General features: G+C 67.6%; 12 protein-coding genes and 1 pseudogene. 9 read left to right on the forward strand and 4 right to left on the reverse strand.

Features of this window, described 5'->3' with window-relative positions; all coding sequences use genetic code 11:
* Nucleotides 1–46 precede the first annotated feature (46 nt).
* From LMQ14_RS25200 to LMQ14_RS25225, 6 genes and pseudogenes are all read left to right on the forward strand, one after another.
* Complete coding sequence (locus LMQ14_RS25200; protein WP_267732328.1) at nt 47–691, forward strand: TetR/AcrR family transcriptional regulator; 645 nt, start codon at nt 47–49, stop codon at nt 689–691.
* Between the two features lie 205 nt (nt 692–896).
* A pseudogene (locus LMQ14_RS28220) lies at nt 897–1001 on the forward strand (transcriptional regulator); the annotation flags it as partial.
* A gap of 19 nt (nt 1002–1020) precedes the next feature.
* On the forward strand, nt 1021–1533 hold the full coding sequence (locus LMQ14_RS25210) for a DinB family protein (RefSeq protein WP_267732330.1): 513 nt from the start codon (nt 1021–1023) through the stop codon (nt 1531–1533).
* A 432-nt stretch (nt 1534–1965) separates the two neighbouring features.
* On the forward strand, nt 1966–2457 hold the full coding sequence (locus LMQ14_RS25215) for a hypothetical protein (RefSeq protein ID WP_420714719.1): 492 nt from the start codon (nt 1966–1968) through the stop codon (nt 2455–2457).
* A 97-nt stretch (nt 2458–2554) separates the two neighbouring features.
* Nucleotides 2555–3049, forward strand: coding sequence for an oligopeptide transporter substrate-binding protein (locus tag LMQ14_RS25220; RefSeq protein WP_267732332.1), 495 nt, complete (start codon nt 2555–2557; stop codon nt 3047–3049).
* A 68-nt stretch (nt 3050–3117) separates the two neighbouring features.
* Complete coding sequence (locus tag LMQ14_RS25225; protein WP_267732333.1) at nt 3118–4770, forward strand: Hsp70 family protein; 1653 nt, start codon at nt 3118–3120, stop codon at nt 4768–4770.
* On the opposite strand, the gene iniC is transcribed toward LMQ14_RS25225, so the two are convergent.
* The 4 genes from iniC to LMQ14_RS25245 form a co-directional block, all read right to left on the reverse strand.
* Nucleotides 4767–6272, reverse strand: a complete 1506-nt coding sequence (gene iniC, locus LMQ14_RS25230; protein ID WP_267732334.1) for an isoniazid-induced dynamin-like GTPase IniC — start codon at nt 6270–6272, stop codon at nt 4767–4769. The genes LMQ14_RS25225 and iniC overlap by 4 nt on opposite strands.
* On the reverse strand, nt 6269–8110 hold the full coding sequence (locus LMQ14_RS25235) for a dynamin-like GTPase family protein (RefSeq protein WP_267732335.1): 1842 nt from the start codon (nt 8108–8110) through the stop codon (nt 6269–6271). The genes iniC and LMQ14_RS25235 overlap by 4 nt, the downstream gene beginning before the upstream one ends.
* 92 nt (nt 8111–8202) lie before the next feature.
* Nucleotides 8203–11193: an IniB N-terminal domain-containing protein gene (locus LMQ14_RS25240; RefSeq protein WP_324291087.1), complete on the reverse strand. Its 2991-nt coding sequence runs from the start codon at nt 11191–11193 to the stop codon at nt 8203–8205.
* A 246-nt stretch (nt 11194–11439) separates the two neighbouring features.
* Nucleotides 11440–11979: an Rv0340 family IniB-related protein gene (locus LMQ14_RS25245; RefSeq protein WP_267735675.1), complete on the reverse strand. Its 540-nt coding sequence runs from the start codon at nt 11977–11979 to the stop codon at nt 11440–11442.
* Between the two features lie 260 nt (nt 11980–12239).
* Between LMQ14_RS25245 and iniR the strand changes: the two genes are divergently transcribed.
* The 3 genes from iniR (at nt 12240) to LMQ14_RS25260 (ending at nt 19203) form a co-directional block, all read left to right on the forward strand.
* Nucleotides 12240–14642: an isoniazid response ATPase/transcriptional regulator IniR gene (gene iniR / locus LMQ14_RS25250; protein WP_267732336.1), complete on the forward strand. Its 2403-nt coding sequence runs from the start codon at nt 12240–12242 to the stop codon at nt 14640–14642.
* A gap of 136 nt (nt 14643–14778) precedes the next feature.
* Nucleotides 14779–17883, forward strand: coding sequence for a heterodisulfide reductase-related iron-sulfur binding cluster (locus LMQ14_RS25255; RefSeq protein WP_267732337.1), 3105 nt, complete (start codon nt 14779–14781; stop codon nt 17881–17883).
* A gap of 30 nt (nt 17884–17913) precedes the next feature.
* The gene (locus tag LMQ14_RS25260) at nt 17914–19203 is read left to right on the forward strand and encodes a pyridoxal phosphate-dependent aminotransferase (RefSeq protein ID WP_267732338.1); all 1290 of its coding nucleotides are present in this window, start codon (nt 17914–17916) and stop codon (nt 19201–19203) included.
* Nucleotides 19204–19227 lie beyond the last annotated feature (24 nt).

Genomic DNA, 19227 nt, shown 5'->3' on the forward strand with positions numbered 1-19227 from the left:
GTATACATATGAAATTGCTCGTCAACCAGTCACATATGCTCGGCAGGTGCCTGAGGTACGGACCAGCTACCATCACGGAACCCTCCGCGAGACCCTGATAGATGTCTGCCTCAATCTCATCGAAACGGAGGGAATCGGTGCGGTGAGTCTGCGCCGGGTGGCCCGACGTGCGGGAGTCAGTCCCAGGGCGCCCTACAACCACTTCTCGGACCGAGCTGGCCTGCTGGCCGCCGTCTCCGACCGTGGCTTCGCGGAGTTGGCGCGCCAATTGGAACTGGCTGGCGCCAAAGTCGACCGACCCGTGCCCGCACTGATAGCTATAGTGCGAACGTATCTGAGCTTCGCGCAAGCCAGGCCCGCCTACTTCAGTCTGATGTTCCGACCCGAGTTATCCGAGTCGCCCAACGGGCGCGCTGGCCACGAAGCTCGCAACTCCGTCTTTCGAACTGTGGCCGATGTCGTCAGATCCTGTGTGAGCGGCGAACTGATCGCCGAGACCGACGCCGCGGTGCTCACCGTTGCCCTTTGGGCGTTCGGGCACGGCATGGCGTCCTTATGGACGGACGGTCAATTGACAAAGCAGGCCATCGATTTGGACCGCACCGTTGACACGCTCGTTGACCAGACCCTGGCATTGTTGGAGCGCTTGCTCAGCGGGGGCGGCAACGGAGACCTCGGCGGCGATCCATAGCGGATCGTCAATCGACGGCAGCAATTCGTTCGTCCGAACCCGATGAGCGTGGCATTTCGATTGCAAGCCAGAGGCCTTCAGCTCCGAGTCAGCCGCCGTACCGTCTCGCTTGGCGACCGAGGCAAAAGATGCGGCGGTTGACGGTCACGCTGGACCCTACAAACGTGCCATCCGGCTGGGACCGCTAGCACCGCGACTGCGGCACGACGGCGTGCTCGAGGCGTTGGCCTCTGCGCTACAACTCGACGAAGCGGAGCGCGATCACCTGTTTCACCTCGCACGCCAATCCGGGGCGGTGATGTCGGGACGGGATGGCAGCATCGGTGAGCGTGACTCCGATAGAGCGGCCGATGCCGCCACTGAACGCCGATGAGCGCACGACGCTGGAGAGCTGGCTGGACTTCTATCGTGTGACGTTGGCGTTGAAGTGCGAGGGCCTCGATGACGAGCAGTTGCGGGTCGCCTCGGCGCCGCCGTCGAGCTTGACGCTGCTGGGGCTGGTGCAGCACGCGGCGGAGGTGGAACGGAATTGGTTTCGCCGGGTGCTTGCCGGGGAGGCGGCGCCACCGATTTTCGGGCCTCGGGATCATCCCGAAGATCACGACGGGGGATTCGAGGTATCGGCACAGTCGTCGTACCGTGCCGCAGCACGAATCTGGCAGGACGAGATCACGGCTGCGCGCGCCAATTGCGCTGCCCGTGGGCTTGATGACACGAGCGAGTTCATGGGCAGCGAGGTGAGTCTGCGCTGGATTTACACCCACATGATCGCCGAGTACGCCCGCCATTGCGGGCATGCCGACCTGATTCGTGAACGTGTCGATGGGATGGCGGGAGTCTGACGCCGCGTGCCTTCGCAAGTACGGCACCTATCTCGTCGTGACCGGAATCGAGCTTTTCGGCCAGTTCGGCGTAAATCACGCTCATAAGCGCCCTGCTTCCGGCGAGAGCACCTCGCAGTGCGCTGCCAACACCTGCAGCCACTCACTTCTGACCCGAAGAACATCGGCCACGTTGATGAGTTTAGGGCGGTAACAAGACACGCGGTTGGTTTGACCCTCCTACCTCGCAGTGGCTGTCTCGGCAGCTCGCCGGACGCCGAGTCCGGTTGGCAACCAGTCGGCAGTAGACCTTGCGGCAACCTTTCGTCACCGCCAGAACCGGCGGTATGAGCTGCAGATTCGTGGCCCTGCAAACGCAGCTTGGCGCACCAAACGCGCATATAGGTTCGTCAGCGTCGAGAAGGTCAACACGTTCTAACGCTGGTCAGTACGATCGGTGCCGTGGCAGGCCCACCGGACAACTTCAACAACGAGCCGACGCGATATAGAGACGTCGGTAGGGGCGATCGTCCGTCGGCCGATGAACCGCCGCCGCCCGCTGCCGACCCGGTCGAGCCCCCGCCGGATCCTTTCGACCAGGAGGCCGAGCCCACCCCGTGGTACCGCAAGCCGGTCGGGCTGATCCTCTGGGGCCTGTCGGTGCTGATCCTGATCGCCCTGATCGTCTACGGCATCATCCAGCTCGTCGGAGACCAGGGCACCACCAGCAACCCGAAGACCACCACGACCACGACGCCGTCGACCACCTCCACGACGACCACGACCACCACGACGTCGCCGACGCCGACGACCACAACGACGACGACTACGGCGCCACCCACCAGCACCGCCGTCGAGCCACCAGTACACGAGCCGAACCAGCAACCCACGCATCGGCGGCACTGGCCGTCGTGGCTTCCGACGACCATCCCCGCGTTGCCCTAACGAGTTGATTGCAATTAGGTCAACGTTTGGCGGCCGATCGGAAGCCGCCCGTGTGGGACCCACCCCGGACCAACCCGCCCCAGTAGTCTCGGCGACCATGGCAAGGCACGCGCCGGCAGACTATTTCGTCGACGACGACCCGACCGTCTTCATCCACTACGGAGACGACGACTACGGCAGCGCGGAGCCCGATCCCGACGACCCGATTCCGGGCTGGCGCAAACCAATCGCGTTGGCCGGGTGGGGCCTTCTCATCGCGGTGCTGATCGCGCTGATCGTCTGGGGCATCATCCAGCTCATGCACGGCGCCCCGCCACAGGAACCGGTCACCAACACCACCCCCGTGCCCACCGCTACGACGACGATCCGGCCGTCGAGCGCCACGAGCGTGGCTCCGCCGAGTGAGCAGGCGACCACCACACCCACCGACGCTCCGACGGCGTCCACCGAGGACACGCCGCCGTCCGCCAGCACGACCACACCGACCACGCCGTCGCGCGAGGGGTACCCACTGCCCCAGCTGCCGTCGGTGATCACGCTGCCCGCGCTGCCGGGGCTACCGACCGAGATCACGCTGCCGCCCGGCCTGTGAAAAGGGCTCCCACCTAGACTCGCGGGAACTCACAGCCGCATTTACGACAACGCACAGAGGTATGCCAGATGTCCGAGTCGCTCGGGTTGTCCATCGGGATGGCCAACCTGGTCGCGGCCCGCGCGGGCGGCGATGCGGTGACTCGCCGATCCGTGCTCACCCTGTTTGACCAGCGGACATCCGAAGTCGGCCTACCGGAGGAAAATCCGGACCCGGCCGATTCCGGCCTGGTGATGCGGGGATTCGTCGAACGGGTCGGGGATCGGACTCCGCTGGTGGCAGCCGACGGCACCAAGTACCTCGGTGACGCGCTGACGGTCGAAGCGCTCGAGGCGATGGCCCGCACGGTCGATTACGGAACCCCTGTCACGATCGCTGTCCCCGCCTACTGGTCGCCGGAGCAGTCCGCGGCCCTGCGTGAGGAATTCTTTGCCCAGCCGGGCCTGGCTCCGGGCGGCGTGCCGCCGGCGCTGATCTCCGATGCCACCGCCGCGCTCACCGCGCTGCGGGCCGAACCGGACTTCCCGACCGACGGCATCGTCGCGTTGTGCGACTTCGGTGCCAGCGGCACCACCGTCACGCTGAGCGACGCCGGGTCGGACTTTGCGCAGATCGGCCCGTCGGTGCGGTACCGCGAATTCTCCGGCGACGGGATCGACCAGCTCATCCTCGACCGCATGCGCGACGTCGTGCCGAGCGACAGCTCAGGCGGCCTGGCCGCCACGTCGCGGATGGGATCGCTGACCCGCCTGCTCGATCAATACCGGACCGCCAAGGAAAATCTGTCGACGGCGCCGGTCACCACGGTCCCGGCGGTAACCGGCGAGGATATCGAGTTGTCCCGCAACGAATTTGAGGAGCTGATCTCCGGACCGCTAGACGAATTCGTCACGGCACTCGAAAACATCTTGCGGCACAACGAGATTCCGACGACAAACCTGGCCGCTGTGGCCACCGTCGGCGGCGGTGCCAGCATTCCGCTGCTCGCCACCCGCCTTTCCGAACGTCTCGGAGTGCCGGTGCACACCGCACCCCAACCCGCGTTCACCGCCGCCCTGGGTGCGGCCACCTTCGGTCTGCAACATCCCTCGCCGGGCGCGGTGCCGAGCCCTCCCGTCGACAACGCGACGCAATTGGCGCCCGCCGTGCCGGCCGACATGACGCAAGCGATCCCACGCGCCCGGATCGAAGAAGAAGCACCGCTGGCCTGGTCGGAGGACGAAGACGAGGAAGATCCCGTCCCCTACACCGGTCCCGAGCACAGCGGCCAATATGTCCGCGACGCAATGGGTTTCGAGGATGCGGACGATGAGCCTTACGCCACCGAAGCCCCGCCGTGGTACAAGCGCCCCGCCGTGGTCTTGAGCCTGGTCGCCGCCGGCGCAGCCATCCTGGTGGCCACGATCCTGGCGTTGACCCTGGGCGAGGAGAACCCGAGGCCGGTGCAGACCCCGCCGAGTCAACCGACGGCACCGCCCCCGGAGCAGACCGTGACGATCACCGACACTCCCACCGAGACAGTGATCGCACCACCACCGCCACCGACGACCACCAGCCAAGCGCCCGTGACGACGACCACCGAGGCGCCCACTACGACCTATCAACCGCCGACCACGACCTATCAACCGCCGCCCACCACGACGGTCCCACCGCCCACGACGACGTTTACGCCGCCACTGCCGACCGAACGCGAGCGGCACTGGCCGTGGCGACGCTTCTAACGCGGCTGAATGTGAGAGCCGTGCGCGGCGAAGTCGGCCACCATCGCTTCGGCGCTACGCACCGCGGCCCGGCAGGCCTTGGTGGTGAACGGGTCGTTGAGCGGATGCTCGGCCCGGCGGCGCCAGCGTTGCGCCGCGGCGAACGCCGCCCGCGGCCCCTCCTGCGGGTCGGCGCCTTGGGGATTCAGACCCAGCCTGCTGGCCGGGCGGGTGCCCGACCCGCCGATGATGCGACGCAGTGACGCGATTTCATCTTGGTTCAACATCGTTGGGCGAGAAGATAATTGGCTGAGCAGCCGAAGCTCCTCGAAAGCATGGGTGTCGGCCAGCAGCGGGTCGATATCGGCGATGACATAGGGCGTCGCGACGATCGGGAACGCCTCCACGAACCTGCGCAATGACACCAGCGCGGTGTGCGCCTTGAGCATGTCGGAGCGTTGCGCGAACTGCTGATCGATGACCTCGCGCAGCGCCACCAGCCCGCTGCGCTCCAGCAATTCGTCGGCCAGCCCCGCGGCGTCGGCGACACCGGTGGCCAGCACGGCGAGCGAGATCCGCAGACCGAACATGCCGAACCGGTCGAGCAACTGGGCGCGGGTCGCCGCGTCGACGGGCAGCGGGCTGTCGACGCGCACGAAACGGTCGACGCTCAGCATGGCCTTGCTCAGTTGGGTCTTATCGGCCGCGGCGAGCTTCTGCAGGGCGATGAACTCACTTTGGCGCAGCGTGCGCGCGGTCAGCGCCAGCAGTCCCGAGACCGGCACCACCGCTTGGCAGATGCCCGTCTCGTTCATCTCCTTGGTGAATCGCTGAGCCACGTCGGCCGCCGACAGCATCGCGTCGATCCGGCCCGCGCCGATCTCGTCGGCCCGCGACGCGACCCCGATGATGCCCAGTGCGCCCGCGGACCCACCGACGAGTTGCCCGATCTGCTTGAGCAGGGCGACATCTGCGGCATTGAGGGTGCGCAGCAGGAACACCACCGCGTCCACCCGCGGCACCCCGTCGGGGGGGACCAGCAGCCGCAGCGTGCGCTCGGAGGCCTCGCGCGTCAGCGACGATGTTCCCGGGGTGTCGATGATGGTGGTGTCGACCAGCTCTTCGGCGGGCCACTCGACGTCCAGGTCGGCCACGTCGGCGGGGTTGAGCGTCCGAAAGTCGAACGTCAGCCCGGAGCTGTGATTGATCGGCACATTGGAATGCCTTCCGCCCCAATGGTTTGCGGTGACCTTCGGGGTGGGCCCGTGCCGGAACCAGGTCACGATCCGGGTCGCTTCGGTGGCATCGGTCGGGGCGATGTCCTGCCCCACCAAAGCGTTGAGCAGAGTGGACTTTCCGGCCTTGAGGGTGCCGGCCAGGGCGATGCGGATCGGTTCGTTCAGCCGCGCGCCGATGCGGTCCAGTTCGTAGAAAACCTCGGGTCGGTTCCGGAATGCCGGCTCACCACGGTAGGCCTGGACGGTCCCGCCCAAAATCGCTCGGACTCGATCGCTCGTGCTCACACCCGTCCTACGGTCACCTGTGGCGTTAGTTTGTCCACATTGTCGGTGACCTGGTTCAGGATATTCAACTGGCGCTCGAGTTCTCGGACCTTGTTGTCGCGTTCGGCTTCTTCCATGTGCGCCGCGGCGATGGTGGACTGCAGCGATTCGTTGAGCGAACGGGAGATCTCGTTGGCGATATCGCGGTAGTGGTCGCGCAGCGTGCGGTGGATGATCTTGAGCCGGTCGCGCGATTCCTTGCCCACCACGAACGAGATGTCGTCGACAAAGCGCCGGACATTCGTCTTGGCCTCGGCACGCGCCCGCAGCAGCCGGTTCTCCTTGTCCTCCTTGTAGGCCATGCGGCCCAGGACCAGCCCGGCGCCGATGGACAGCGGGTTGAACAGACCCAACCCCGCCACCGAGGACAACATGCCGATCATCACCACCCCGCCGTAGGAACCACGCAGCCCGGAAACGACTTTCTGGCCCTTGCCGGCCGGCTTGGACTCGAGGTCGGACACCGATTTGAGCTGGCCGAAGTCCTCGCCCATCGCGCGTTGACTCAGCTCGGGAGTCAGCACCGAATCCAGCCCGGCCGCGGCGAACGAATTTGCGACGTCGTCGGCCAGCTCCTCGGCGCGTTGGTAGGCCCACACGAAGTTGTCCCCGACGGCGGTGGCGACCGCTTCCTCGACGTCGCTGCCGATTTCGGCCCAGTGCCGAGTCGGGTCGCACGAATCGATCTGGCGCTCGATGTCTTCGGTGAGCGCGCGGAACCGGGCTCGCATGTCGTGGTCGACGTCGGTGCTCAGGTCGGTGAATCCGTCGTTGAGCACCTGCTGCCACAGGGCGGTCTGCTCGAGTGCGTCCAACGCGTCACGCTTGCGCCGCTCCAGGTCTTCGCCAAGCCGGTCACGAAGCCCCGGATCGTTGACGACCGCGAGTTCCGAGCCCGCAGCCATCGTCAATTGTTCTGCGGCCGAACGGATATCGCGGAGCACCTCGTCGCGCACCCGGTCGGTCTCGCGAGAGAGCACCCGCTCACTGAGGAATTTGACGATCGCCGGGAAGTTGGATTCCTCGTTGAGTTCGGTGTCGTTCTGCGTAACGGCGTGGCTGCGCAGCAGCGACGACACCGGCACGATCGGTATCGGCACGCCGGCGCGCTGCAGATGCGCGGTGTTGGCGCCGACGATGTCGCGCCAGTGCGGATAGAGGTCGGTCTTGGTCGCCGCCAACACACCGACCGGGCAGATCCGATGCGCCTGCCGGATGAACCACATCTCCGGTTCGGTCAGTTCCTGGCTGGTGTCGCTGACCATGATCAGCGCGTCGGCGTTGGGCAGCAGGCCGAGCGTCGCCGACAGGTGCGGCTGCCCATGGCCACCCACGCCCGGGGTATCGATGAACGTGAGCCCGCCTTGCAGCAGCGGGCTGGGCGCGCCGATCTCGACGCGCAGCACTTCACGGCTGCCGGCTTGCGGCGCGCGTCGCAGGTCGGTGTTGATGTCGTCGATCGGGATGTCGACGGGCGCGGGCTCGCCGTTGGGACCGGCGGCCACGATCAGTCGAGCCGACGGTGGTTCGCCGTGGCTGACGACGGTGATGACCACGGTGGCCTCGTCATCGCCCACTCGGGCCACCGGCAGGTTGAGCAACGAGTTGAGCAGCTGACTCTTGCCCTGCTTGAGCTGCCCGGCGATCACCACCCGGATCTTTGGGTCGGTGATGCGTTCGCGGGCGCGCGTGAGCCGCTGCGCGAGGTCGTTGCGTTCGTTGAGTTCGGCGATGGCGATGGTGTGGTCGATCAGCTCGACGATCACGCTGACGCGCCTCGGATCACTGGCTTGAGTCACCGCGGTTCCCCACTTTCTCGCATCTGTGATTACGGTATGCGCGCGAATCGGCGGGGATCAAAAGATCCCCGCCGTTTCGCTATGTCCGCGCGTTACCCGTGCGGGCCGCCGTGCGTCGGCGCGGGCGCGTGCACCGGAGCCGGAGCATGCACCGGGGCCGGTGCGTGCGGAGTGCCTTCGAACACCGACGGGCTGTGCGGTGCCGGGGCGTGCTCGACCGGAGCCGGCGAATGCTGCACTGGCGCCGGCGAATGCTGAACCGGAGCGGGCGAGTGCTCGACCGGGGCCGGCGAATGCTGGACCGGCGCAGGCGAGTGCTGAACCGGTGCCTGCTGCGCCGGCTCGTGGATCACCGGACCGCCCGCGCTGCCGTGGCCGCCAGCACCCGCGGAGCCCCCACCCGGGAAGACCGAGCCGGGGTTCGACGGCGGCGTCGCGTGACCACCAACACCACCCCCGGCACCGCCGCCGCCCTGAATTACCGGGCCCTGTCCAGCCGGCCCGGCCGGGCCGTGCTGAGCGCCGATGCCGCCGTTGCCCGCGACACCGCCGCCGCCTCCGCCTCCGAGCGTGGCGCCCTCCTGGCCGAGGATGCCGCCGTGAGCTCCACCGCCGGCACCCCCGTTGATGCCGCCGCCAGCTCCACCGGCCGGGAAGCCCCCGCCGACACCGGCCCCCGCAGCACCGCCGGCTCCAGCGTGTCCGCCGATACCTGCGCCGCCGACCCCTGCGTTGATGCCGCTGCCAGCTTCAGCGTGGCTTCCCAAACCTGCACCGCCGGCAACAGTTGCGGATTGCGGTGTCGCGTGGCCTCCCAGGCCGCCCTCGCCGCTCAACGTGCTGCTGCTGCGCGCCCCGCCGATGCCCAGACCAGCTCCGCCGGCTGCGGCGGCACCGCCTTGACCACCGACGCCTACACCCCCGAGCGGGCCCGCCACGTGAGGAGCGGCGGCACCGTTCAGCGCTGCGCCCTCGCTAGCGATCAACCCCGCCTGACCGCTTGCGCCCAACGCTGCATTGCCGGCCGCGCCGACATTGCCGCCACCGATCTGGCTACCAGCACCAGCACCGAAGCCACCACCAGCCTGGCCACCAGCACCGAATCCCGCCTGGCTCGCCAGGGCAGCCTGCCCACCCAGACCCGCCTGACCACCGAACCCGCCACCGGCCTGACCACCAAAGCCACCTGCAGCCTGACCGCCAGCACCGAAACTCGCCTGGCTTGCCAAAGCAGCCTGGCCCCCGAGCCCTGCCTGACCGCCCGCGCCCAAGCCGCCACCAACCTGGCTACCAGCACCAGCGCCAAAGCCGCCGCCGATCTGGCTACCAGCGCCAACTCCGCCGCCCAGGCCACCACCGGCCCCGCCGCCGACGGCGCCGACGGTCTGAACACCAAAGCCACCACCGGCCTGACCGCCAAACCCGCCGCCAACCTGGCTACCAGCAACAGCACCGAAGCCACCACCAGCCTGGCCACCCAGGCCCGCCTGACCACCCAACCCGCCACCGGCCTGACCACCAAACCCGCCGCCGACCTGGCTACCAGCGCCAACTCCGCCGCCCAGGCCACCACCGGCCTGACCACCAAACCCGCCGCCGACCTGGCTACCAGCGCCAACTCCGCCGCCCAGGCCACCACCGGCCTGACCGCCGAAGCCACCGCCGGCTTCACCCCTCAGACCAACACCGGCGTGGCCCGCAGCGTCGCCACCAAATCCGGCGCCGCCGTTGAATCCGGCACCGACTCCGGCGCGACCGCCGAGACCAGCCTCACCCCCAAGACCCGCGCCGCCACCGAACCCAGCGCCGCCTTCAAGGCCACCCCCAGCCCGCAGCCCAACACCTTCTCCGAAACCGGCGCGGCCACCAAGACCACTCTCACCGGCAAGGCTCGTGCCGCCATGGAACCCGGCACCGCCTTCAAGGCCGCCACCGGCCCGCAGCCCGACGCCCTCACCGAAACCAGCGCGGCCACCAAAGCCGCTCTCGCCACCGAGACCGATACCGACGCGACCGCCGAGTCCGACTTCACTGGCCAGACCGAGGCCGGTGTGTCCACCAAAGCCACCACCAAGCCCAGCGCCGCCCTCGCCGCCGAAACCAAGACCGGCGCGGCCACCGAATCCGGTCTGGGCACCCAACCCGATGCCCGTCAGACCGCCACCGCCGAGTCCGAAGCCGGTGTGTCCGCCGAAGCCACCACCAAGACCCAGGCCGGCATTGAGGCCGACGCCCAAACCAAACTCTCCGCCGAAACCGCCACCAAAGCCGGGGCCGTGGCCGAATTCACCCACGCCAGGCCGGAAGCCGCCCCAGCCGGGGCCACAGCCCGTACCGCCCCAATCGGGGCCACAACCGGGTCCGAACCCAGGCCGGTCACCCCAGCCGTGTCCCCAACCAGGCCGTCCGTCGCCCCAGCCGTGTCCCCAGCCGGGACGTCCGTCGTCCCATCCGTGGTGTCCCCAACCAGGCCGTCCGTCGCCCCAGCCCGGGCGGAAGCCATCCCAGCCAGGTCCGAAACCGGGACCAAACCCGCCGGTGCCGGGACCAAATCCGCCCCAACCGGGCTGAAAGCCGAACCCGCCGTAGCCGCCGCCGTACAGTCCGGCGTTGACGCCACCGAGCAGCGCGCCACCCAAGTCGCCAACGATCGCACCACCGAGGCCGAGTGCAGCGCCGGCGCCGTCGACAACCGGGGCAATCGCGTCACCGACCAGGGCACCCGCGTCTTGGGCAACCGCGCCCACAAGGCCGGGTCCGTACCCGTAGCCCGGGTCGTATCCGCCGTATCCGGCGTCATAACCGCCATAACCCTGGTCGTAGCCCCCATAGCCCTGGTCGAAGCCGCCATAACCCGGGGCAAAGCCGTATTGGTCGGTGAGCACCTGCTGCAACCCACCGATCGGGTCGCCGACGCCGAGAGGCACACCCGGGACGGCGCTGGCCACCGCCGAGGCGAACTCCTCCGGAGCCACGTTGACCAAGCCTGCGTCGGTCATGGCCTGCCCGGGACCCGAAACGAAAGCCTGGGCCGCGTTCGGGTTGGCAAACAACTCCATGATGTATTGGATCAGCCGGTCCATGATTGATTCCCCTTCAAGTCCCCTCGCCGGATCGACCGGCGTTCTGCAATACACGCTATGGACTCCGGCCCTGCTCGGAATCGGGGACGGATCCCCCAGCTGACCGGGACCCCACCGGGATCCATGGGGGCACCCCGTTAGGGGATTAGGGGATATGCGGGGCAGCCCCAACGCACGCCAAAGATGCCCCTATCAGGCGGTATTATTGCAGCTCAGACCGCGAAATTCGACGGCGGCGGCACAGATTCAGCCGTGCAGGCCGAAGTCGTGGTGCTCCGGCTCGCCGGGATGCGAATGGGTGACCGGGTGGTCCCAGAGGCTGAGGTCATGCGCGGGGAACCCCCCATGGTCGACCGGAGTGTCCGGCGTTTCGACACCAGTGAGCTGCACCGATGCCCCAGGAGAGTCAATACCCAGTGGCCGCGGATCGGTCGATGGTTGCACGGGCGCCGGGATCGACGGCTGATGGATCACGCTGCCCGCCAGACCGTGCGAATCGACCACCCCGGCGGGGGTGTGCGGCGTGAATGCATCGAGAGCGGCCGCGGCCGCACCGCTTGCCCAGACGTTTCCATGATCGGGTGCCAGCGCGCCCGAAGTAGGGGTGGCCGGAGTGCCCATCGACAGCGAATCCGTCACCATGGGAATCAGATTGTTCACATCGGCGCTGGTCACATCGGTCAGGTGGGCATCCGCGATGGACTGCGCGGGGTTGGCCGCGTAGCGCGCCGCGGCATCGGGGTCGCGCACCAGCGAGATCACGAAGTCGAGCAATGAGTTTGCCATCCCGCGCACCTCCTTGCCGTACTCCGCGCTTACCGCCGGCGTCCACAGGGACCGCCCAGTCAATTACCACGATGCTATCGACTCCACCGGGCGATGTGATCGGTGCACAACCCACCAGCCGCCCGACGGTATTAGGGGGTGCTGCCTTAGGGGAATCACAGGGCTACGGGGATGGCTACCCGGATACGGGGGTTGGTGCGGCTATGGTGAAAAAACCACGCCTGACCACGAGTGCAGCGCCGATTAGGGGGTTTCGCGACATGAGCGACTCTCGTATCGCCGAAAAAGTCTCGCTCGCCCTGGCCGACGCGCCGACGGTTCCGGTGAAGCTCATGGTCAGCGGCGGCATCGGAACCGGCAAGACCACCGCCCTTGCCGCCGCCCGCGACGCGCTGCGACAGTCCGGGCTAACCGTGCTCGCACGCCCTCCCCGGGCCGGCGATCCACCCGACGCCGCGCTGGTGATCGACGACGCTCACCTGCTGAGCGAGCCCGAACTGGCCAGCCTCAGCGAGCGCCTCGCCGACCCGGGCACCACGGTCGTGCTGGCCGCCGAGCCGCAGGAGCGCCTGCGGGATCTGACCGTGGCGATGGAACGGGATCGACCGCGCATCTCGCTGGGTCCCCTTCCCGTCGCCGAAGACCTCGTGGCGTGCACCGCGGGACTCCCATTTCTGGTGCACGCCACATCCGAGGGCACGCACTCCCCGGCCCAGGCCGCCAACTTCGCGTTGATGGCGCGGTTGCGCTGGCTCGACGAACCCGACCTGGACACGCTTCTCATCATGTCGCTGACCCAGGATTTGGGAGCGGCCGATGTGGCTGCGGCACTGGGAATTTCGGCGACTGACGCACGCCTGTTGGTCGATCGGGCGCGGGCCAGTGGGCTGATCGAGCCGTCGCACACCCCCGAGTTCCTACAGCTGGTACACGGCGCGATCGCGCAGGTCGCCGGAAATGCCCACCATCGTGAGGTCGAAACCGCGCTGCTGCGTTCACAACTCGACATGTCGACGGTTTCGTCGCAATTCGCGTTGCGGCTCGCCGAACACGGGCTCAAAGACGACCGATTGGCGGCCATCCTCGAAACGCAAGCCGCGGCGGCGCGTGGCGAATCCGCCAGGGCTGCAAGGATTTACCAGGCCGCCGTCAATGCCGGCGCCGAAGGTCTGACGTCTCGGTTCGCCGATGCGCTGGCCCTCAACGGAGACTGCGCTGCCGCAGCAGCACTAGCCGACGAGCTATTGGGCTCCGCCGATTCCGCTGAACGCGCTGCGGCAGTCCGGATTTCGGCCAGTGTCGCCGCCCACGAGGGCAACGCGAATCAGGCGGCGGAATTGTTCAGCTGGCTCGGCCCGCACCCGGACGCGGTGGTCGGCGCGGCCGCCGCGATCGCGCTCGCCGCGACCGGCGATCTGGCGACGGCACGTGCCGCGCTACGCCTCAAGGACTCCGGTCCACCGACGATGGCCGCCCGTTCCGCGCGCAGTCTGGCCGAGGGTCTGCTGCTGACCATGGACCAGCCCTATCCTGCCGCGATGACGAAACTCGGCCAGGCCATCGCGGCCGAACACCCTGTGAGCGAAGTCATTCCGGATAGCCCGGCCGCGCTGGTTACCTTGGCCGCGATCCACGGCGGCGATCCCGTCCGCGCCCACAGCGTGATCGGGCGCGCGTGTCGCACCGACGGCGACGCGCTATTTGCGCCCCGGCACACCTTGCTGTCCGGCTGGATCAAGATGCAGGACGGCCAGCTAGCCTCGGCCAGTGCGGACGTCACGGCGGTCGGCTTCGCCGGGTTGCACCGGCGCGACGCGTTGTGGGCAGCGGCGCTGCACACGGCGATCGCTCGTCGCAGCGGTGATACCGGCGCGCTGCAAAAGCATTGGTACGCAGGCATGGAGGTGCTCGCCGAGTACTCCATCGACTTGTTCGCGCTGCTGCCGTTGGGCGAATTGTGGGTGGGCGCCGCCCGGATACGCCAGGTTGAACAGGTGCGCCACGCCCTGGAGCAGGCGTTCACCCTGCTGGAGTCGCTGGGCAACCCGATTTTGTGGGCAATCCCACTGCACTGGGCCGGCGTACACGCGGGAATCCTCACCAACGCGCCGGATCTGGTCGCCCCGCATGGGCAGGCCCTGGGTGCGGCGGCCGCAACCAGCACCCTCGCGCACGCCCTGTCGGGTTCCGGCCGCACCTGGCTACGTGTCCTGGCCAACCAGGTCGACGCCGACGAGGTGACCGCGTCGGCCCGCGCGCTAGCGCATGTCGGGCTGACCTCGGACGCGACCCGGCTGGCGGGACAGGCCGCGCTGCAAACGCCCGACGGCAGGGTGTCCGGAGCGATGCTGCAACTGGCCCGGGATCTGAAATTGGGTGCGACCCCGGGCGACGTTCCCCGCGGGCTGACCGGCGACGAACCAGAGGGTACGACCCCGTCGACCCCGCATCAGCCAGCGTCGGGATCGCCGCTGTCGCATCGCGAACGCGAAGTCGCCGAACTCTTGCTACTAGGTATGCCGTACCGCGACATCGGGGCCCAATTGTTCATTTCGGCGAAGACGGTCGAGCATCATGTCGCCCGAATCCGTCGCCGGCTAGGCGCCGGATCGCGCTCGGAGATGTTGTCTATGTTACGTGCCATGCTGGCCCCGGAAGGCTAAGTCGCAGGTCAAAGGGTTTCGCGAATCCCAGTTAGGGCAACCTTTCTCGCGTCGATACCGGCCCAGATGTCAGTATGAGCTAGCAAAGATCGAACGAATTTTCGCTGAGTGACGAAGCAATGGGGAGATACCTGCCGTGACCACGCAGACGATCATCAGATTGGTGCTCGGACTGGGCTTGACCGCGGTCGTGGCCCTGTTCGCGCTGAAGCGCGTCTGGTGGCTCTATCGCCTGATCATGTCGGGCCAGCCGGTGAGCGGGCGCACCAACGACGTCGGCACCCGGATCTGGACTCAAATCGTTGAGGTGTTCGGTCAGCGCAAGCTGCTGAAATGGTCCGTCCCCGGCCTCGCCCACTTCTTCACCATGTGGGGCTTCTTCATCCTCATCACGGTGTACATCGAGGCATACGGCACCCTGTTCCAGCCCAACTTCCACATCCCGATCGTCGGCCGCTGGGATGCGCTGGGTTTCTTGCAGGATTTCATTGCCCTGGCCGTATTGGGCGGCATCATCACCTTCTCGATCATCCGATTGCGTAGCGAGCCAAAGGAACACGGTCGTTCGTCGCGGTTCTACGGCTCCCACACCGGTGGCGCCTGGCTGATCCTGTTCATGATCTCGATGGTCATCGTCAGCTTTGCGATTTTCCGCGGAGCTGCGGTCAACACCGGAAACTTCCCGTACGGCTGGGGGGCGTTCTTCTCCCAGGGCATGGGCAAGCTGATGCATCCGCTGGGCGAAACCGCCAACGAGTGGATCGAAACGTTCGCACTGCTCGCCCACATCGCGGTGGCACTGTTCTTCCTGCTGATCGTGCTGCACTCCAAGCACCTGCACATCTTCCTGGCGCCGATCAACGTCACCTTCAAACGCCTGCCCGACGGCCTGGGCCCGCTGCTGCCGATGGAATCGGGTGGCAAGCCGATCAACTTCGAAGATCCCGGCGAGGACGACGTTTTCGGCCGCGGCAAGATCGAGGACTTCACCTGGAAGGCGAACCTCGACTTCGCCACCTGTACCGAGTGCGGGCGCTGCCAGTCGCAATGCCCGGCTTGGAATACCGGAAAGCCCTTGTCGCCCAAGCTCGTCATCATGGACCTGCGCGACCACTGGATGGCCAAGGCGCCCTACATCCTGGGTGAGAAGACCGCCGAGCCGCTCGAGGGCCTGGACCTTGAGACGGAAAAGGAAGAGGGACACCATGTCCCGGAGTCGGGCTTCGGCCGTATTCCCGGGCACGGACCTGAGCAGGCGGCCCGTCCGCTGGTCGGTACCGCAGAACAGGGCGGTGTGATCGACCCCGACGTGCTGTGGTCGTGCGTGTCCTGCGGCGCCTGCGTCGAACAGTGTCCGGTGGACATCGAGCACATCGATCACATCATCGATATGCGCCGTTACCAGGTGATGATGGAGTCGGAGTTTCCGTCCGAGCTGTCGGTGCTGTTCAAGAACCTCGAGACCAAGGGCAACCCGTGGGGCCAGAACTCCGGGGACCGGACCAACTGGATCGACGAGGTCGACTTCGACGTCCCTGTCTACGGCCAAGACGTCGAGAGCTTCGACGGCTACGAGTACCTGTTCTGGGTGGGATGCGCGGGCGCCTACGACGACAAGGCCAAGAAGACCACCAAAGCCGTCGCCGAGCTGCTGGCCATCGCCGGGGTGAAGTTCATGGTGCTGGGCACCGGGGAATCCTGCAACGGTGACTCCGCACGCCGGTCCGGCAACGAGTTCCTGTTCCAGCAGCTGGCCGCCCAGGCCGTCGAGACCCTGGACGGGGTCTTCGAGGGCGTCGAGACCGTCGACCGCAAGATCGTCGTCACCTGCCCGCACTGCTTCAACACGATCGGCAAGGAATACCGCCAGCTCGGCGCCAACTACAGCGTCCTGCACCACACCCAGCTGCTCAACCGGCTGGTGCGCGACAAGAAGCTGGTTCCCGTAACGCCGGTCTCGCAAGACATTACGTATCACGACCCGTGTTACCTGGGCCGGCACAACAAGGTGTACGAGGCACCGCGGGAGCTGATCGGCTTCGCCGGGGCGAACCTCACCGAAATGCCGCGCAACTCCGACCGCAGCTTCTGCTGCGGCGCCGGCGGTGCGCGCATGTGGATGGAAGAGCACATCGGCAAGCGCATCAACCACGAGCGCGTCGACGAAGCCCTGGCCACCAACGCCGCGACGATCGCGACCGGCTGCCCGTTCTGCCGCGTGATGGTCACCGACGGTGTGAACGACCGGCAGGAAGAAGCCGGCCGCAGCGGGGTCGAGGTGCTCGACGTCGCCCAGATCCTGCTTGCGTCGCTCGAGTACGACAAGGCGACGCTGCCCGAGAAGGGCACGGCCGCTAAGGAAGCAGAGGAACGGGCCGCGAAACCCGAGCCCAAGGCCGCTGCACCGGCGGCCCCGGCCGAGGCGCCCGCAGAGGCCGAGGAACCCGCTGCTGCCGAGGCAGAGCCGACCACCAAGGCCGCCCCGGCGCCCGCGAAGGGGCTGGGCATAGCCGGCGGCGCCAAGAAGCCGGGCGCCAAGACGGCCGCCCCGGCCGCCGAGGCCAAGACGGAAGCCGCACCCGCCAAGGGCCTGGGCATCGCCGGCGGCGCCAAGCGACCCGGTGCTGCCAACAAAGCCGCCGCCCCGGCAGCGGAAGCACCGGCCGCCGAGGCAGCGGAAGCCAAGACGGAAGCCGCGCCCGCCAAGGGCCTGGGCATGGCCGCCGGCGCCAGAAAACCGGGCGCGAAGAAAGCCGCCCCGGCCGCCGCGGCACCGGCAGCGGAAGCACCCGCGGCCGAGGAAAAGACCGAGGCCGCAGAGGCCAAGGCTCCGGCTGCGCCCGTCAAGGGCCTGGGCATGGCCGCGGGCGCCAGAAAACCTGGCGCCAAGAAAGCAGCGGCCCCGGCCGCCGCGGCACCGGCAGCAGAAGCCAAGCCGGAGAGCACAGAGCCCGCCGAGCCCGAGGCACAGGCCGAGGCCGCCGAACCCAAGGCACCGGCCGCACCCGTCAAAGGCCTGGGCATCGCCGCGGGCGCCAAGCGCCCCGGTGCTAAGAAAGCGGCGGCCCCGCCGGCCGAGGCGAAAACCGACGCCCCCGCGCCTGCAGAGCAAAAGGCTGAGGCCAAACCCGAGCCGAAGCCGGCGCCGGCGGAGGAAACCAACGGCGACGCGGCAGCTCCGGCAGCCCCTGTTAAGGGGCTGGGCATCGCACGCGGTGCCCGTCCACCGGGCAAGCGCTGATCACAGATTGGCCTCTATCAGCAAAAATCGGTGGACAGCGATGGCACCATGGGTGACGTGACCACTCACCAGGTGCCCGTGCACAGCCCCGGCCACCACCGGCAGCGGACCTTCGCGCAGTCGTCCAAGCTTCAGGACGTTCTGTACGAAATCCGCGGCCCGGTGCACCAGCATGCTGCGCGGCTGGAGGCTGAGGGGCACCGGATTCTCAAGCTCAACATCGGCAACCCGGCGCCTTTCGGCTTCGACGCACCCGACGTGATCATGCGCGACATGATCCAGGCGCTGCCCTACGCGCAGGGCTACTCGGACTCGCAGGGCATCCTGCCGGCCCGGCGCGCGGTGGTCACCCGCTACGAACTGGTCGACGGCTTCCCGCGCTTCGACGTCGACGACGTCTTCCTCGGCAACGGGGTATCCGAGCTGATCACGATGACGCTGCAGGCCCTGCTCGACAACGGCGATCAGGTGCTGATTCCCTCCCCCGACTACCCGTTGTGGACGGCCTCGACGTCCCTGGCGGGCGGGACGCCGGTGCACTACCTGTGCGACGAGACTCAGGGCTGGCAGCCCGACATCGCCGACATGGAGTCGAAGATCACCGAGCGCACCAAGGCGGTGGTCGTGATCAACCCGAACAACCCCACCGGCGCCGTATACAGCCGCGCAGTCCTGAGCCAGATCGTCGACCTGGCGCGCAAACACCAGCTGCTGCTGCTCGCCGACGAGATCTACGACAAGATCCTCTACGACGACGCCAAGCACATCAGCCTGGCCACCCTCGCGCCGGACTTGCTGTGCCTGACCTTCAATGGCCTGTCGAAGGCCTATCGGGTCGCCGGGTACCGGGCCGGCTGGCTCGCGATCACCGGGCCCAAGGACCACGCCGGCAGCTTCATCGAAGGAATCAGCCTGCTGGCCAACATGCGGCTGTGCCCCAACGTCCCGGCCCAGCATGCGATCCAGGTCGCCCTCGGCGGCTACCAGAGCATCGACGACCTGGTGCTGCCCGGCGGCCGGCTGCTCGAGCAGCGCGACGTCGCGTGGACGAAGCTCAACCAGATTCCGGGAGTGTCCTGCGTCAAGCCGGAGGGCGCGCTGTACGCGTTCCCACGACTGGACCCCGAGGTCTACGACATCGCCGACGACGAGCAGCTGGTCCTCGACTTGCTGCTGCAGGAGAAAATCCTGGTCGGCCAGGGCACCGGGTTCAACTGGCCGGCACCGGATCACCTGCGCATCGTGACCCTGCCCTGGGCGCGTGACCTGTCGGCCGCGATCGAGCGGCTAGGCAACTTCCTGACCGCCTATCGGCAGTAAGCAGGTTCTCTCCGCCTCTACGGT

Origin of the sequence: Mycobacterium sp. Aquia_213 (genome assembly GCF_026625985.1) — a bacterium.
Lineage (GTDB): Bacteria > Actinomycetota > Actinomycetes > Mycobacteriales > Mycobacteriaceae > Mycobacterium.

Excerpts from the sequence above, each read along its gene's own strand:
- LMQ14_RS25220 (WP_267732332.1), top strand. The coding sequence starts at position 2,555 with ATGGCAAGGCACGCGCCGGCAGACTATTTCGTCGACGACGACCCGACC.
- LMQ14_RS25225 (WP_267732333.1), top strand. The coding sequence starts at position 3,118 with ATGTCCGAGTCGCTCGGGTTGTCCATCGGGATGGCCAACCTGGTCGCG.
- LMQ14_RS25240 (WP_324291087.1), bottom strand. The coding sequence starts at position 11,193 with ATGGACCGGCTGATCCAATACATCATGGAGTTGTTTGCCAACCCGAAC.
- LMQ14_RS25245 (WP_267735675.1), bottom strand. The coding sequence starts at position 11,979 with ATGGCAAACTCATTGCTCGACTTCGTGATCTCGCTGGTGCGCGACCCC.
- iniR (WP_267732336.1), top strand. The coding sequence starts at position 12,240 with ATGAGCGACTCTCGTATCGCCGAAAAAGTCTCGCTCGCCCTGGCCGAC.